Source organism: Winogradskyella epiphytica (assembly GCF_003217215.1).
GTDB lineage: Bacteria > Bacteroidota > Bacteroidia > Flavobacteriales > Flavobacteriaceae > Winogradskyella > Winogradskyella epiphytica.
In genome coordinates, this window is record NZ_QJTD01000001.1 from 1065468 (window position 1) to 1082454 (window position 16987).

At 34.7% G+C, this 16987-nt stretch carries 14 protein-coding genes; 4 read left to right on the forward strand and 10 right to left on the reverse strand.

Features of this window, described 5'->3' with window-relative positions; all coding sequences use genetic code 11:
• Positions 1–23: 23 nt before the first annotated feature.
• The 6 genes from DFQ11_RS04680 to DFQ11_RS04705 all read right to left on the reverse strand — a co-directional run bounded on the left by DFQ11_RS04680 (position 24) and on the right by DFQ11_RS04705 (position 9895).
• Positions 24–875 (reverse strand): OmpA/MotB family protein, encoded by an 852-nt coding sequence (locus tag DFQ11_RS04680; protein WP_110474666.1) that lies wholly within the window; start codon positions 873–875, stop codon positions 24–26.
• Positions 876–1181: 306 nt separating this feature from the next.
• Complete coding sequence (locus DFQ11_RS04685; protein WP_110474667.1) at positions 1182–3479, reverse strand: inorganic phosphate transporter; 2298 nt, start codon at positions 3477–3479, stop codon at positions 1182–1184.
• A gap of 76 nt (positions 3480–3555) precedes the next feature.
• A complete protein-coding gene (locus tag DFQ11_RS04690) occupies positions 3556–4764 on the reverse strand; it encodes a porin (RefSeq protein ID WP_110474668.1) in 1209 nt (402 codons plus the stop codon).
• 286 nt (positions 4765–5050) lie between these two features.
• The gene (locus DFQ11_RS04695; protein WP_110474669.1) at positions 5051–5647 is read right to left on the reverse strand and encodes a hypothetical protein; all 597 of its coding nucleotides are present in this window, start codon (positions 5645–5647) and stop codon (positions 5051–5053) included.
• A 215-nt stretch (positions 5648–5862) separates the two neighbouring features.
• Positions 5863–6996, reverse strand: a complete 1134-nt coding sequence (locus DFQ11_RS04700; RefSeq protein WP_110474670.1) for a hypothetical protein — start codon at positions 6994–6996, stop codon at positions 5863–5865.
• Between the two features lie 127 nt (positions 6997–7123).
• Complete coding sequence (locus DFQ11_RS04705; RefSeq protein WP_110474671.1) at positions 7124–9895, reverse strand: TonB-dependent receptor; 2772 nt, start codon at positions 9893–9895, stop codon at positions 7124–7126.
• A gap of 228 nt (positions 9896–10123) precedes the next feature.
• Between DFQ11_RS04705 and DFQ11_RS04710 the strand changes: the two genes are divergently transcribed.
• The gene (locus DFQ11_RS04710) at positions 10124–11464 is read left to right on the forward strand and encodes a deoxyguanosinetriphosphate triphosphohydrolase (protein WP_110474672.1); all 1341 of its coding nucleotides are present in this window, start codon (positions 10124–10126) and stop codon (positions 11462–11464) included.
• Between the two features lie 85 nt (positions 11465–11549).
• The gene (locus DFQ11_RS15145) at positions 11550–11720 is read left to right on the forward strand and encodes a hypothetical protein (RefSeq protein WP_158524981.1); all 171 of its coding nucleotides are present in this window, start codon (positions 11550–11552) and stop codon (positions 11718–11720) included.
• On the opposite strand, the gene DFQ11_RS04715 is transcribed toward DFQ11_RS15145, so the two are convergent.
• Positions 11694–13475, reverse strand: coding sequence for a 1-deoxy-D-xylulose-5-phosphate synthase (locus DFQ11_RS04715; RefSeq protein WP_110474673.1), 1782 nt, complete (start codon positions 13473–13475; stop codon positions 11694–11696). The two genes, DFQ11_RS15145 and DFQ11_RS04715, sit on opposite strands and share 27 nt — an antisense overlap.
• Positions 13476–13540: 65 nt before the next feature.
• On the opposite strand from DFQ11_RS04715, the gene DFQ11_RS04720 reads away from it, so the two are divergent.
• Entirely contained in the window at positions 13541–13990 is a 450-nt protein-coding gene (locus tag DFQ11_RS04720; RefSeq protein ID WP_110474674.1) for a nucleoside deaminase, read from the forward strand.
• 37 nt (positions 13991–14027) lie between these two features.
• Entirely contained in the window at positions 14028–14483 is a 456-nt protein-coding gene (locus tag DFQ11_RS04725) for a hypothetical protein (protein WP_110474675.1), read from the forward strand.
• 80 nt (positions 14484–14563) lie between these two features.
• On the opposite strand, the gene DFQ11_RS04730 is transcribed toward DFQ11_RS04725, so the two are convergent.
• The 3 genes from DFQ11_RS04730 to DFQ11_RS04740 all read right to left on the reverse strand — a co-directional run bounded on the left by DFQ11_RS04730 (position 14564) and on the right by DFQ11_RS04740 (position 16953).
• Positions 14564–14755, reverse strand: a complete 192-nt coding sequence (locus DFQ11_RS04730; protein ID WP_110474676.1) for a cold-shock protein — start codon at positions 14753–14755, stop codon at positions 14564–14566.
• Between the two features lie 178 nt (positions 14756–14933).
• Positions 14934–15179 (reverse strand): hypothetical protein, encoded by a 246-nt coding sequence (locus DFQ11_RS04735; protein WP_110474677.1) that lies wholly within the window; start codon positions 15177–15179, stop codon positions 14934–14936.
• 22 nt (positions 15180–15201) lie between these two features.
• A complete protein-coding gene (locus DFQ11_RS04740) occupies positions 15202–16953 on the reverse strand; it encodes a chloride channel protein (protein ID WP_233487593.1) in 1752 nt (583 codons plus the stop codon).
• Positions 16954–16987 lie beyond the last annotated feature (34 nt).

Consider the following 16987-nt stretch of genomic DNA (forward strand, 5'->3'; position numbering starts at 1 on the left):
GATTAATTACGATAGACTTGAATTTATTTTGCCTCCATCATAGCAAAGAATTTATCAATATTTGGCATTAAAATAATGCGAGTTCTACGGTTTTTAGCACGATTCTCTCTTGAATCATTTTCTACTAAAGGTTGGTAGCTACTACGACCAGAAGCGATTAATTGCTCAGGTGCCACTTTAAATTGATTTTGTAATTTTCTAACAACAGATGTTGCACGTAGAACACTTAGGTCCCAGTTATCTGCGATTTTCTCTGTACTGATGCTTCTTGAGTCTGTATGACCTTCAACCATTACGTCTAAGCTTGGCTCTGAATTAATCACATCAGCTAATTTCTTTAAGATTTTGTCAGCCTTATTTCCAACTCTATAACTTGCTGTGTTAAATAACATATCATCAGCAATAGAAATCATTACTACAGTTTCGTTAATATCTACAACGATATCTTCATCTTCGTTAAGATCGCTAGTGTCCATTGCTTTACTTAGATTGTACTGAACCGCTAAGTTCATAGAATCTTTTAAAGTTTTTGCATTAGCTAATTTTTCAGCATCAACATTTTTAAGTGTTTCACGCATTTTTTCTTTACTAGCAGTTGAAACTACAGCACCATCTTCAGAAACTTCAAATTTCGCTTTGTTCTCAATAGTTAAACCTTCTACATCTTCATTTAAAGATTGAATCTTAGCGTTGTATTGATTAACACGTGCTTCGATTACGGCAAACTTATTTTCTAAATCTTCTTTCTCTACTCGAGTCTTAGTTAATTCGCTTTTTATTTGACCATTCTCTTGCTCTAAAGCCAAGTATTTTTTCTTGGATACACAAGAGCTAAACAAAATTGCTGTAACTAATAGGATTGAAATTTTTCTCATTTTATGATTTTTGGTTAATCTCGTTTTAAAGTTATATATACGACGAAACTATGACTTTGGATGTTGAAGGATGAAATTTTTTTAACATTTCAACTTGGTGAGATAGATGAATTTCAAATTAAACGCAACGTTAGGTACTTAAAGGCGAAGTTGTAATAATCTGAAGTCGATTAAGTTGTGAGAATTGTTCTTGGAACAAAATTCTAGTTCGTTTTAATAAAGAAAAAATTAGATTTTACATAAAAAAGCTTCAAATCTTATAATGAATTGAAGCTTTTTTAAAATTAATGAAGTTAAATTATATTATTAATCGTCATCAGTATGGATCGTAGCCGGCTCTACAGAACTATCATGTGAGTTATAATACTCTTCTAACAGATTCATAGTCGCCGTTAATAAATCTTTAGTTTCTAAAAGTAAACTGAAGTAAAGCGTCGTATTCTTAGGACTTGATTCTTCTGTTCTCGTTCTTGCTACTTGTTTAGCAATCTTATCCGATACTAAGTCAAAGATTTCCTTTTTACCCTTTATGATGGTTCCGATCTGTTCAAATGAATGAGAGTCGAATGCCACTTTAGTTTCATTAAAGAGTTCTTCAAGACGTACGTCTATTTCTTTAAGCTCTTTTATCTGACTAAATTTAAGTTTCTTATGATTGTTATTAATATGCTTATGACTGGTCTTAGAAATGTATTCTAATGACTGCGTCATATCTTGTAAGTAGCCTAAGATATTAATGTAGAAGCTACTTGCTCTTAAACTTGTTTCATCTAAGTTTTTAATGAAATAGAATATATTGTCTCTTAAAGTATCTACTTCAGCAGATAGCTTAGTGACTTGTTTCTTATTCTTTTTAAGTAGGTTTAAATCTTGTTTTGCTAAACCTTCTATAGCATTAGTGTAAATTCGGTTTCCACGTTTAACGACGTTAGAAATATTTCCTGCACTTTCAATAATTACACCTTGTACCGAGCTACTTCCTGTTTTTGTTAAACTGTCTTCTTCTGCTGTAGCATTAGATTTTTTCTTATGAGAAAGATAGTTTCTAATTAATAAAGCAAATGCCGCAACTAACAATAGAGGAAACATCAACTCTAAATTAAGGTTAAGCAAGTACGCTACTAAGGCTGCAGCTACGAAAGCACTAAATGCTGTAAAGAACCATCCGCCAATAACATTTATCACACCAGCAACTCTATATACTGCAGATTCTGCTCCCCAAGCTCTATCCGCTAAAGAGGTACCCATAGCCACCATAAAAGTAACATAGGTTGTAGATAAAGGTAATTTATATGATGTAGCAATTGAAATCAATACAGCGGCTACCATTAAATTTACCGCCGCTCTAACCATGTCAAACGCTGGTAAGTCCGCTGTTTTTATCTTGCTAGAAACTTTGGGTTGCTCAAACTGTTTGTCAATTTTCTTTTGCCATGAATTAGGCAAGGTATATTCGGAAAATTGTGAGATTAACATAGCGCTTCTTACAAAACCTCTCGATAAAAAATTAGGTTGAAAACGCTCTTCTGTAGCACCTTGGCTAGATAAGTCTAAAGACGTTTTTACAACACTCTGAGCTTTAGTAGAAAACCACAAGGTTAATACCATGATCATACCTGCTGCAAATAGCAGCCAATTATTGGTTTGAACTTTGTCTGCAAGCACGCCCATTGGAAACTCCTCAGCGGATACACCAGAGGCAACCCAAGCTTCAAATGAGTTGAATGCTGCAATAGGAACACCAATAAAGTTAACTAAGTCGTTACCAGCAAAAGCTAAGGCTAAAGCAAAAGTACCAACGATTATAATTAGCTTGTATATATTCGTTTTTACCAGTGTAATTAAACCAAATGATAGAAGCGACCAAAACGCAAAACTTACACCTAAAATGGTAAGCGTTCTTGTTTCCAAGAAGGTTTTCATGGTCATTCCACCTAAAATAGAAAAGCTGTTTTCAGCGTATGGAGTTCCTTTTAAACCTTTTATAAAAATGAAATAAGTAATGGAGGTTAACGCGATTCCACCAAAAACAGCACCAATCCATGATGCTTTTTGTTCGAAATTATAGGATAAAAGCAATCGAGACACCCATTGGACTGCCGCACCGACGGAAAATGCTATGACCACAGACAGCAGTATTCCTAAAATGATTTCGGTAGCTTTAGATGTGTTAATATAATTAATAATGTCTGTAAAACTTCCGTTAGCATGACCAATTTTTATAAAGGCCATTGCAACAGATGCGCCTAGTAACTCAAATACTATGGATACTGTGGTTGAAGTTGGTAATCCAATAGTGTTGAAAAAATCTAATAACAGAATGTCTGTTATCATTACGGCCATGAAAATGATCATAATTTCATTAAACATGAACTCACCAGGATTAAAGATTCCTTTTCTAGCAACTTCCATCATTCCGCTAGAGAATATGGCACCTACGGCAACACCTAAACTGGCAATAATGACTACTGTTTTAAAGCTGATGGCTTTAGAACCTATTGCTGAATTCAAAAAATTAACAGCATCATTACTCACGCCAACAACTAAATCTGCTATCGCCAAAATGGCTAAAGCAATAATCATTAATAAGTAAATATTATCCATAACGTTAAGTTAATTAAAGAGTGCAAATATCTCCATAGAAATTAAGTGCAATGTTACCTTAATGTTATCTTTTTGATTAGAAGTGGATATCAAAGCCAAGTCTAAAACTAATATTGTCGTCATTTCCGTCTAAAGTTCTATAACTTAAATCGGATTGTACTTTAAGTTTATGGCCTACGATGAATTTATTTACACCAAGTGTATATTCAGTTGTTGGTAGTAAATAAGTTATATCGTCATGATTAACATCGGTAAAACGTAGAGCGACTTCGTAATTATTTATAAATAAATAACCGGCTTGAAAATTAATGGCATCACCGATTAAAACCACATCTCCTGTTGGTGAAATTCCATTAGCTTCTCGTGCCATCGGATTTGCTGCAGTACGTTTTACATATTCTCCCATGAATGAAAAACCTTTATACTTAAACATAGCATCTGCAAAAATGCTAGTAATGTCAGTCTCATAAAGAGAGCCGTCTGTACGGATCATATACGAACCGGCACTGTTTTGTGTTCTTACCGCATCTTGATTGTAGTTGTAGGTGAATGCGAGCATTAACTTTGGCTGCTCTTCACGCTTTAAATCAGATTGAAAATACTCACCTTTAGACTTAAATTCCCCCATTGGCAAAAACTCTAGCCTTCCAGTATATTGTAGTCCACCTTCATTACCTGAGGTGACGTTACGGCCTTCACCTTGTGAAATGGCTACTTTTTCACGCATTAAAAATGTATCTCCTAATTTGGTTTTATGGTGTAATTGTATACCCATATCTCTTCCGAGATTAAATCGGCTGTTTAATAAAGATCTTTCAACAAATTGCATATTCCCCGAAGAAACCAATTGGTCTAAATTTCCGGGTAGTTTTGTTTGTCCTGCCCATAATTCCCAATCCTTAGCAAAGTTCCACATGATCACCGCGTCTAATATGTAACGAGGAGAATTTCTATTATAATCGTTAGCACCAGCAATGTCTCTATTTGAAAGTCCTAGTTGTAATTTGTATTTTAATTTTGGTGAATAGGCGAATCCGTCAAATTTTAATCGTGCGCGACGAATAAGTAAATTATGATTGGCACTGCCATATTGATCGCTCACATAATCCCATGAGGTTATAGAACGCATCTGGAAACGAGGAGCAAATTTTAAACTAAAAGAACTGTCCTTGGCCACGAAATTAATCATCCCTTTGCCAAACGATGTATCGCTAATGTCTTGTGCATTGATAGAATTAAAGACACTTAAAAAAACAATCGCAATTAGGCTAAATGTAGATTTCATTTTTAAAATATTAGTTTTTGTCACTGCAAAGAACCTATTTATTTTAAAAATAAATGCTTTTAGGAGTGTTAATATTTGAAACAAGGAAACTGCCCTGGTCAAAGGCAGTCCTTGAAATTCAAGTTATTTAGTCGACAAAAACCAATAATTAGTTAACCCTAATAAGTCTTATAAGACAAGGGCAAATGTATAAGGCTTGGTTAAAAGCTGTGTAAATTTAGTATTAAATGATTATTACACTTGAGTTAGGATTTGGTTGTTCATCATTGGATAAATGACTTTATTTTTAATTCACTTTAAATCCTAACGGGATGTATGGTTGACCAAAATTTGGTACAGGTCCACCAGATCCATAAAAATCAGAACTTAAAAACTCAACAGTTCCATAGTTTATTGGATAAGGCGTATTTGTATAATCAGATTTTCTTAATATTCTACCAACCGTTTCGTTAAGTGAAGAGCTGTTTTGTATGGTTCGCATTACTGTAATAATATCGCCTGAACTTACAGCAATTGGGCTAATGCTCTGATAATCTAATTGTGTTTGTGAAAAAGAATGTATACCCGAATAAGAAGCATTTGAAGTTTCATTAACGATGTCAATCAGATAATTGCCTGTCCAAGTGCTTGGGTTTTGATAACCAACACTACAAATTTCGCCATCGGCATTTATTTTTATCTGGTATTTGTGGGTTTCTAAATCCATGGTCTCAGGCAAGTCATCATAGCCATTTGCAATCGAAAAGGCATCTGTTATTGCTGTGCTTACATAAGTGTCATCACATAAATTATTTGTTGGGTCATGGTCATTATCGCAAGAGCTCATTGTAAATAATGCTATTGTAAATAGGGCGGATAAGTAAGTGATTTTTTTGTTTTTCATAATTTCTAAATATTTAATATTCTACCGTTTATGGCTTTTATAACCTTATATCAACAGATGAAAATATTTGTTACCCTATTTTTTAAGCTTTTATTTAGATTGCTCAAGCGAAACACAATTGTACTTAGCGAAAGTGGAGAGTAAAACCAATTGATGTAAAAAAGAAAAAGCACCTCCAAAGAGGCGCTTTTTATAAAATGGTTAAATATTAGCTTTTAGAATCTTGTCCAACCCGTTGCCCAAGATGGTACTTCAGCTCCGTTTCCAGCTCCTAAATTTGTTCCAATAGTATAGAACTCAGTGTTTGGTCCAGCGTAATCCGTGATTGTAGTTACATTGTCAAACTGAATATTAGATATTGAAATATTACCGTTATCAATGTTTGCATTTCCGGCAGGATCACTAGTTGCATTTTTAATTTTGATTCCTAAATCAAAGTTAGATACATAGATGTTTTCAAGTGTCCAGTGTCCACCACCTTCTTTAACGTAAAGTGCCCCTTCGTCACCAGAACCAATAATAGTAAGGTTTCTCAATGTTGCTGTGGTTGTTGGTGTTGCGTAACCATCATCACCATTATTAGAACCTTCAATACCTGCGTGAGTTCCTCCTTTAATATACCAGTACTCACCAGTTCCTGACCAACCATCTGCAAAATCGATAGAGTCGTCGCCACTATTAACAGATACTAAATATCTTCCGTTTACAGTTCCACCGAAAAATTCGATACCATCGTCTCCTCCTTCAAAAGATTGAACATACTCTACTGTAGTACTAGAACCTACTCCGAATAATGATAAACCGTTAAACTCTTTAGAACCATTAAATGTAGCTCCAGTATATTCAAGTCTTAAATAACGAATAGAACCTGAATTGTCTTCATTATTAGTTCCACCATAAGTTAAGTCCGAAACTTCAGCTGTTGCTGTTTGTCCGTCAGAACCTCCTTTATTTGTGTTTGCTCTACCACAAACGACTAATCCACCCCAATTTCCTGCAGAAGGATTAGCTGAGCCAGATGTCATAACTACTGGATTGTCTTGTGTTCCATTCACGTATATTTTAGCATCTTGTGCTACTGCTATATAAGCACTTGTTCCGCCTGTTGCTTCAATAACAGTTCCCGCTGGTATCGTTAAAGTTCCACCACCTTTTACGATAAACGATCCGGTTAACTTATAAGTTTCTGTTGGATCCAAGGTGACATTCTCACCATCGTTTACTACACCTTGAAAATTGTTAGGATCAATAGTAATAGAATTAGTTCCTCCATGGTCGTCATCATCTTTACTACATGAGGTTAATGCTAATGTAGCTATGGCTAACATTGATAAAAATACTTGTTTCATTTTGGTTTTTTTAAGTTTTATATTATTATACAAATCAACGATTCTATGTTTACTTAGTGATTACGTTGGTATTAATTAAGTATTAAGTTAGAGTGTTTATTTCAGCTTAATATTAATGGAATGTTAACTACAATTTGTAGGTTAAAGAGAAGCTGAAATCAATGCCTTTTGTGTACGACTGAACAATAACATTTTGGGTCTCTTGAACTCTTTCAATTGTAGGATCTAATAGATTTCTAACCTTTAAACCAAGACTTAAATTTTTGTTTAAGTTAGATTTGAATGTGAAATCTAATGTGCCAATAGCCTTATCAACTAAGTTGCCTTTATTATTAGTTCCAATCGCGTATAAACGATCTGAGAAATAGTTGTAGGATAATGTAGCTTGAAGGTTTTTCGATTCTGAAAATTCCTTGATGTAGCTAATATCACCATTCAATAATAAATCTGAAGCTCCTGTTAAATTCCCATCATCATTAGTAAAACCAACACTTAAGTCTGTTTCATTAATCACTTTATTTCTGTCAAAATCTTGTTCAGTATGCATATAAGAGGCATTGAATCCTAAAGAGATTTTGTTCTTTAAATCTTCGTCATCAGAAAGGTTGAATAGATTCTTTCTCAATTCTACTTCACCTCCAAGAGCAATAGCAGACTCTCCAGTGTTTACCCAAGAAATATCATTTGTTGCTGAAGCAATAGTAACTTCATTGATAGGATCTTGAATGTACTTTCCGAAAGCGGTTACCGAGAAAACTTCATCATTATTTGGAAATAACTCCCATTTTAAATCGGCATTATAGTCGGTTGAAGGATATAAATTCGGGTTTCCGAAAAACACTTGAGTCACTTCTTCATACTGGAAAGGTGCTCTTTCTTTAAACTGTGGAAGTGTATAAGTTTTACTCGCGGCAAAACGTAAATTCTGTTTGTCATTTAAAGCATACTTTAATGAAGCACTTGGTAAAATTTCAAACGTGTCAAAATCATTTTTGTCTCCATTCGGATCTAATGATGTTTCCCATTCAATCTCTTGGAATATATACTCGCCACGTAATCCGAAGACTCCTGTGAATTGAGGTGAAAACTTATATTCTAAAGATGCAAATGCGGCTTGAATTAACTGATTTCCATTATAAGTTTGCGGATTTAAAACGCCTGGTGTTCCTGCTGGACCTCTAAAAGTTTCAATAGTAAATAACCCCTGATTTAAACTGTTTTGGTTAAAATAAGCATCAAGATTATTGCGATCTACAACAGGTTGTGTAGTATTTCTATTAATTCTGAAGTTGAATTGTGTCGCTTCAAAATCTACATTTTTAAATCGTCCACTATAACCTAAAGTTACTTTGCCTTTATAAGTTTCGTCTTCAACTTCACCAAATTTATAAGATGACATAATGTTGGCAGCAATTTCGTCTTCTTTTAGATCTTGATAAAATCTATGGTTATCTGAGGTGGCTAAATCAGATACTCTTAAGTCGCCATTGATATTATTGTTATCTACAGGAACCAATGTGTTTTGCATTCTGTCCGGAATCACATTGTTCACCATGTTATAAGAAACGCCCCAATTTACATCGAGCTTTTCAGACAAATCATGCTTACCTAAAAGCTGATTAATGAAAATCGATGTTTTGTCAAAGGTTGAACGTCTTGTAAATCCACCACCTTCAGAGGCATTATCGTAAATATCAATAATTCCAGAAAACTCTTCGTGACTCTGGCTTGATGAGTTGATGAATAGTGAATTAAAACTTAATGAATTTGTATTATTGATCTTGTAGTTAAGGTTTCCTAATGCGGTAGTGTTGGTTTCATAAGCGAACTTGTCGAATGTGAAATCTTTACGCGCTACACCTTGAGTGCTAACAGAACCTCGTGCAATCCCTTCATTATACTTATAACCATTATCAAAGGATGCTGTTGCAAAAAAACTTAATCTGCTATCATTTTTAAATGTATAGGAGTCACCTCCTTTTAGGCCGATTTTATTATTAATTGGGCCATGCTTGCTAGTATTCCAACTCGTATCAAAATTATAAGCCGCTAAAGGGTTGTTAGGTTGACTTGGGTTATAGAATCCTATTTTATCCGGACCATCTTGCAAATAGAAGTTGTCCTCAGAAATTGCATTTGAGTTTCCCGAAATGCCTAGGTCAATTTCAAAAAATCCATTACCTCTATAGTCTTTCGAAATGATATCAATATTAGCACCAGCGAAATCACCATAATTAATAGGGCTAAATGTTTTTGAAATTGAAATGTATTCAACAATATCAGTGGAAAATAAATCTAAGCTGATGTTCTTTCTTGAAGGATTGTTTGAAGGTAATGGCAATCCATTCATAGTTGTAGAATTGTAGCGATCTCCTAAACCTCTAACATAGATATTCCCAGAACCTTCTTGCTTAGAAATACCTGTAGTTTTGGTTACGGCTGTAGCGACATCACTAACGCCTTTTCTAGAAAGCTCTTCTGTACCAATACTTTGTTTAAACTCAACAGCCTTTTTTTGATCGAGTAGTAATGCAGTTTCACTTTCTTTTCTGGTTTTTGTTTTAATAATAACTTCATCGAGGGTAGAAGAACTTGAGCCTAAAGGAACATTTAATGTTACCTTTTTGTTAGGTTGAACCTCTACTACGATTTCTTTGGTTTCATAACCTACATAACTGACTACGATAATATGTGATCCGACTTCTAAATTCTGAAGTTCAAAATGGCCATCCATATCCGAGGTGGTCCCGGTTGCTGTTCCTTTTACTAGTACGTTTGCAAAAGGAAGTGGTTCATTATTAAAATCCTTGTCAATCAGTTTACCCGAGACGGATCCTGTGTTTTGGGCAAAGGAAAATGCCGAAATAAATACAATAAATAGTGCTTGTAAGCTTTTCATTTTTTCTTCTTTTAAAGATGGCACAAAGAAACTCTGAAAGCCTTTTTTGTGTGTTAAAGCAGAATTATGGATTTGTCATTAAAAGGTTAGTTAACTGTTAGCTTAGTGTTAACTGAATTTACACGCAGGAAACATTGAGATAATATAGAAGTTGTTGTCATCTAACTTCTGTTTTTGTAAACAATTCAATACCATTTTATATATCTTGCAAGCTTTAAGATTTAAACTATGAACTGGGAACAATTACTCTCTTTAAAGCGCTACGGCGATAATTTCAAAAGGTTAAGAAAGGAACAAGACGAAACGCGTCTAGGTTTCGAGGTCGATTATGATCGTATTATATTTTCTACCGAATTTAGAGGTCTTCAAGACAAAACTCAAGTGGTGCCTTTATCTAAAATAGATTTTGTTCATACACGCTTAACACATAGTTTAGAAGTCAGTGTTGTTGGTCGTTCTTTGGGTAGAAAAGTAGGCCAGTTATTACTGAAAAAACACCCGCATTTAGAAAGCGTTCATGGTTATAAAATGAATGATTTTGGTGCTATTGTTGCCGCAGCAGCCTTAGCGCACGATATTGGGAATCCACCATTTGGTCATTCTGGTGAAAAAGCAATTGGAGCCTATTTTAAAGAAGGAGAAGGTGCGGCGTTTAAATCGTTTTTAACCGATAAAGAATATCAAGATTTATGTGATTTTGAAGGGAATGCTAACGGATTTAAAATTTTAACCGAAAGCAGAGAGGGTAGAGAAGGCGGTCTACGATTGAGTTATGCTACTTTAGGCGCTTTTATGAAATATCCTAAAGAATCTCTTCCTAAGAAACCTACCAATCATATTGTTGATAAAAAATATGGCTTTTTTCAAAGTGAAAAATCAATGTTTGAAGATGTTGCTTCAGAATTAGGCTTAGCTAAAAGGGATGAAAATAACCTTAATTATCAAAGACACCCTTTGGCTTTTCTGGTGGAAGCGGCTGATGATATTTGTTATACCATCATCGATTTTGAAGACGGAATAAATCTCGGGTTGATTCAAGAGGAATATGCTTTGGAGTATCTTATTAAATTAGTTAAAAGCAGTATTCGTATAGAAAATTACAATACGCTTAAAACCACAGAAGATCGCATTAGTTATTTGAGAGCTTTAGCTATTGGTGCTTTAATCGACGAGGCAGCTAACTTATTTATGAAGCACGAAGAAGCGATTTTAGCGGGTAAATTTGAAACGGCTTTATTAGATGTGAGTCAGTATAAAGCACAAATTAAGGACATCATTAATATTAGTATTAATAATATCTACCGTTCAAAAGAAGTGATTAATAAGGAAATTGCAGGTTATGAAATTTTGAATCAGTTGCTGAGGTCATTCGGGAAAATGGCGTACAACTATTATGAAGATAATCTGTCTAATTATGATAACTTGCTACTAAGTACTTTGCCGGAAACGGTTAAACTTGGACAAGAATCTCTGTATGAAAACTTACTAGCAATTTGCTTATATGTATCGAAATTATCTGATACAAATGCCATGTTATTACATAAGAAATTGCAAGGTCAGATTTTATAGATTATGCATTTCAACGAATAAATTTGTTTTTTAACGGAATTATAGTTTTATTTACTTTATAATCAACCCATTAAAAAACCTACTTATGGAAAATAATATACTTGGAGGGCTTGTCATCTTCGTTGTTGTTGTGACGTGCTTATTACTGCTTGATGATATTTCTAGTCCACAAGAACTTAATGTAGTTCATAAAAAATCAGAAGTAGAACAAGTTAATGTACAAACCGATTTAGCGATTGTTAATCTCAACGAGTAAAGTTTCAATTTGTTTTTTTATTGAAGAACTGTCCAACTTTTGAAGAAGGTGCAATTGGTCTACCGTACCATGTTCTATAAATTGGTCTTCAATACCCAATGTCATAATCTTTTGTTTGTATTGGTTCGAATTTGCAAAGGCTAGAATTGAACTGGCAAATCCACCCACTATAGTTCCATCTTCAATAGTAATAACAGCTTGGTACGATTTGAAAACTTCATGTAATAACTGTTCATCAAGAGGTTTTACAAATTGCATATCATAATAGCCAATAGCCTCTTTATCTTCTATTAATTCGATAGCATCTTCAACCGTTTTTAAAAGTGTACCGACAGATAGTATGGCAATCTGACTTCCTTTTTTAATACATAGGCCTTTTCCAATCTCAAGCTTTTCAAAAGGCAGTTTCCACTCTAAAAGATGGCCTCGTCCTCTTGGATAACGAATAGCAATAGGAAAATCAATGCCTAATTGAACCGTATACATCATATTTCGAAGTGCAATGGCATTACTTGGAGCGAATATGACCAAATTTGGTATGCAATTTAAGTAGGCTAAATCAAAAACACCGTGATGTGTGGCGCCATCTTCACCAACTAAACCAGCACGATCCAAACAAAATACAACCGGTAAATTCTGTAAGGCAACATCGTGAATGATTTGGTCATAAGCGCGTTGCAAAAAGGTGGAATATATATTACAAAACGGAATAAGGCCTTGTGTTGCCATTCCTGCTGCTAAGGTAACCGCGTGTTGTTCTGCAATCCCAACATCGAAAGCACGATCCGGAAGGATTTCCATCATGTACTTTAAAGAACTTCCAGTTGGCATCGCAGGTGTAATACCAACAATGTTTTCGTTTTTTAAAGCTAATTCAACAATGGTTTCACCAAAAACATCTTGAAATTTAGGAGGCTGACTATTTCCTGAGGTCACAACGAGTTCCCCTGTTTTGGCATCAAATTTCCCCGGAGCATGATATTTTACCTGATCCAGTTCCGCTTGTTTTAAACCTTTTCCTTTGGTGGTAATAATATGTAAAAACTTAGGTCCTTTTACGGTTTTTAATCGCTTTAATTCCGATAGAACTAAAGGTAAATCATGACCGTCAATGGGGCCGGAATAATCAAAATTTAAGGCTTCAAATATGTTGTCTTGTTTTTCTGTGCCTTTCTTTACGTTGGTTAAATACTGTTTTAATGCACCAACGCTAGGATCAATTCCTATGGCATTATCATTTAGAATAACTAGTAAATTGGCAGTGGTTACTCCGGCGTGATTCAAACCTTCAAAGGCCATTCCGCTGGCTATCGATGCATCGCCAATCACTGCAATATGATGTTTGTCTTCTCCTTTTAATTGTGAAGCAATCGCCATTCCTAAGGCGGCAGAAATGGAAGTTGAGGAATGTCCAACACCAAAAGCATCATAATCACTTTCGCTTCGTTTGGGGAATCCACTTATCCCCTGTAATTGTCTATTGGTGTCAAAAATCTCTTTCCGACCGGTTAGAATCTTATGACCGTAGGCTTGATGCCCAACATCCCAAATCAGTTGGTCATTAGGAGTATTAAACACATAGTGAAGTGCGATAGTTAATTCAACGACACCTAAACTTGCTCCTAAATGGCCTTCTTTCGTAGCAACGATATTAATGATAAACTCGCGTAATTCTTTCGCAAGTTGAGGCAATTCGTCAGGTTGTAATCGACGTAAGTCCTCTGGAAAATTAATATGATCTAACAGTTTTTTCATCCGTTTACAAATGTACTATATGCAATTGTATTTATTAATTCAATTAGAATTGTATTTTTACAATTATGATAAACCCATTTGACGATACATACTTTATGAAAAAAGCACTTCAGGAAGCTGAAGTTGCTTTTGATAAGGGAGAAATTCCAGTTGGCGCAGTAATTGTAGTAGAAGATAGAGTTATAGCAAGAACTCATAATCTGACGGAACTATTAAATGATGTCACTGCCCATGCCGAAATGCAGGCAATTACCTCAGCGGCTAATTTTTTAGGTGGAAAGTACTTAACGAATTGTACCTTGTATGTCACATTAGAACCGTGTCAAATGTGTGCAGGAGCTTTGTATTGGAGTCAGATTTCAAAAATAGTGTATGGCGCTTCAGATTTGCAAAGAGGATTTCAAACCATGGGTACGAAGCTACATCCTAAAACCGAAGTGGTCAGTGGTGTCATGGCGGAAGAGGCTTCCGAATTAATGAAGCGATTTTTTATCCAAAAACGAAATTTAAATTAAAACGAGATAATCACAGAATCAAATAATACTAAAAGATATGAAATTACAAGCATTAATTATACTATCATTACTATTCGTTTTTAGTTGTAAAACGAGTAAAAATGCGGCAAAAATGGCTAATACAGATTCAGTTTTAATTGCGAAAGGAAACCTTTATGGTTCGGGGTCAGAGGGTATCGAAAAGCAAAATACGATTATTGATAACCAATCAGATTGGGAAAATTTGATGGCTCAAATGAACTCCGTAAATAAAGTATCAGATACGTTTACCGAGACGAAGATTGATTTTGAAAACTATATTGCTGTTGCGGTTTTTGATGATGTTAAAGGTTCTGGAGGTCATAGTTTGGAGCTAGAGGTGACCACAACTTCGGAAAAGAGGATAGTAAATATTATTCGTACTAGCCCGGAAGGCCATGCAACCATGGTAATGACACAACCTTTTTGTATTGTTATACTGCCAAAGACGGATGCACCGATAGAATTCCAATAGAAATATAGATTCTCATTTCACATTAAAGCAAAAAAAACGCCCAACCATTGGTTGAGCGTTGAAACTTGTAAGATATATACTTAAAGTACCTGCACGTTAGCAGCTACTAATCCTTTTCTTCCTTCTTCTTCATCGTACTCTACTTGATCACCTTCGCGTAACTCTACGCCATTAAGGTTTGATACGTGTACGAAGATGTCTTTTCCTGTTTCTTCGTTGGTAATGAATCCAAATCCTTTTGAATCATTAAAAAATTTAACTGTTCCAGTCATTATAATATAAATAAAAATTAAAGCACAAAGATAATATAAAATTAAAGTCTTGTGAAACTTAATCGTTCAATTATTAAGATAATTGCTTCAATTAGTTGTAATTATAGTAGGAAATACCCTGCCTCGCCTTTATTGAAAGGCCTTGGTGGCTATTGGGTTTTTTTCGAAATGAGAAATTTTATTTTTTTGATTGGCGTTGACTTTCTCGCATTTTATCGAGATTCTCCTTAGTAAGCATATAATCTTTAACGTCTTTTCCTTTCCATCTATAATATGAGAATAATGGAAAAACAACAAGAAACATCCCAAGGACTCCAAAACCTATTAGTTTTTGATTGTAATCTACCTCAAGTGCAAGTCCACATATAATACTAGTTGTAGAAGCAATAAAGGCGATGAATGTGATGACTTTTATAGGTTTCATTCTATATATGATTAATAAGCTTTTAAGATGTAAAATTAATCAATTCAATTCGGTATGCCGTCAATAATTTAGATTTTGAAACAAAACCATAATAACAACCTTCTTTAATTACGGGTAAGTTCCAAGCACCACTGTCTTGAAATTTTTTCATGACCACTTTCATAGAATCCTTTTCGTAATTGATAATTTCCGGTGGATTATGCATAAAGGTTTCTGCAGAGGTAGAATCATATAGAGATTGGTCAAACATTATCGTTCTTATATCATCTAATAGAATAATTCCAACTAAGCGTTTAGCATTATCAACAACAGGAAATAAGTTTCTCTTCGATTTTGATACTGCATTATGAACCATGTCTCCTAAAGACATTTCTGGGTGTACCGAAATAAAATCGGTTTCAATTACACTATCTAATTCCATCATAGTAAGCACACTTTGATCTCTATCGTGAGTTAGTAAATCTCCACGTTCTGCTAATTCACGAGTGTAAATAGTGTGTTCCATATAGGTTTTGGTAATCATGTAAGATATTGCAACCGTAATCATGAGGGGGAGGAACAAAATATAGCCACCAGTGATTTCGGCAATTAAAAATATAGCTGTTAATGGTGCGTGAATTACGCCTGCAATGAGTCCCGCCATTCCAATTAGAGTGAAATTAGCTTCAGATACTTGGTGACCAAGACCTACATTATTTAAGATTTTTGCAATTACATTACCTAAGGCGCTCCCCATTACCATGGTTGGAACAATAACTCCGCCAACTCCGCCAGCAGCGAAAGTTGTAGTCATAGCGATGACTTTAAAAATTGTAAACCCTATAAGTAATAGAATAACCACCCATATATTATCCGTGTACTTATCAAACGGATTTGTACCTAAAGCGTGCAAATAGTTACCATCAAATAAGTCTCTTGTAAAACTTAAACCTTCACCATAAAGAGGAGGAATAAAATAGAGCATAATTCCTATAGCAAGACCACCGACTAACAATTTGGTAAATCTAGTTTTGAATCGGTCAAAAAAAGCATAAATAGCAAAATATATTTTGGTAAAATATATGGAGGCTATTCCTGTTCCTAATCCCAAAATCATATAGAAGGCTGTATCTCTTGGGTTGAATTTATCTGTAACATTAAAATCGAAAAGTAATTCATCTCCTAAAAAGAAATAGGAAGTTAATACTGAGGAGATCGATGCAATTAATAAGGGTAATAATGAAGCAAAGGTAAGATCCAAGCTGAAAATTTCTACCGCTAAAACTATGGCGGCAATAGGTGATTTAAACATGGATGCCACAGCCGCAGCAGTGGCACAAGCAATAAGTAAAGTTCTTGTTTTTCTGTCTACATGTAAAATCCGACTTAAATTAGAACTCAGAGCAGAGCCGGAAGTGATTGCAGGTCCTAATAGTCCAACAGACCCACCAAAACCTACGGTTAGTGGTGCGGTTATCAATGGATGATAAATAAGTTTATAGGATAATAACCCTTTCTGCCGTAATAATGAATATAGTAATGAAGGAATTGCGCGTTTTATAAAAGGTGGAATCGATGGTTCTAATTCTTTACTGAACATATATTTAGTGAACAGAAAAACAAGAAACAAACCAATAACTGGTAATATAAAATACAATTGGTTTTGAGAAAAAACAATGCCTTCTTCTAATAGGGATTGAATGGTATAAGTGATGTTTTTTAAGGTCACAGCCGCAATACCCGTTAACAGCCCTACCGTAACACTCAATATGTAAATAAAGTTTTTTCGCGACATATATTTATATCGCAATAAAAGCAGACGTTTTATG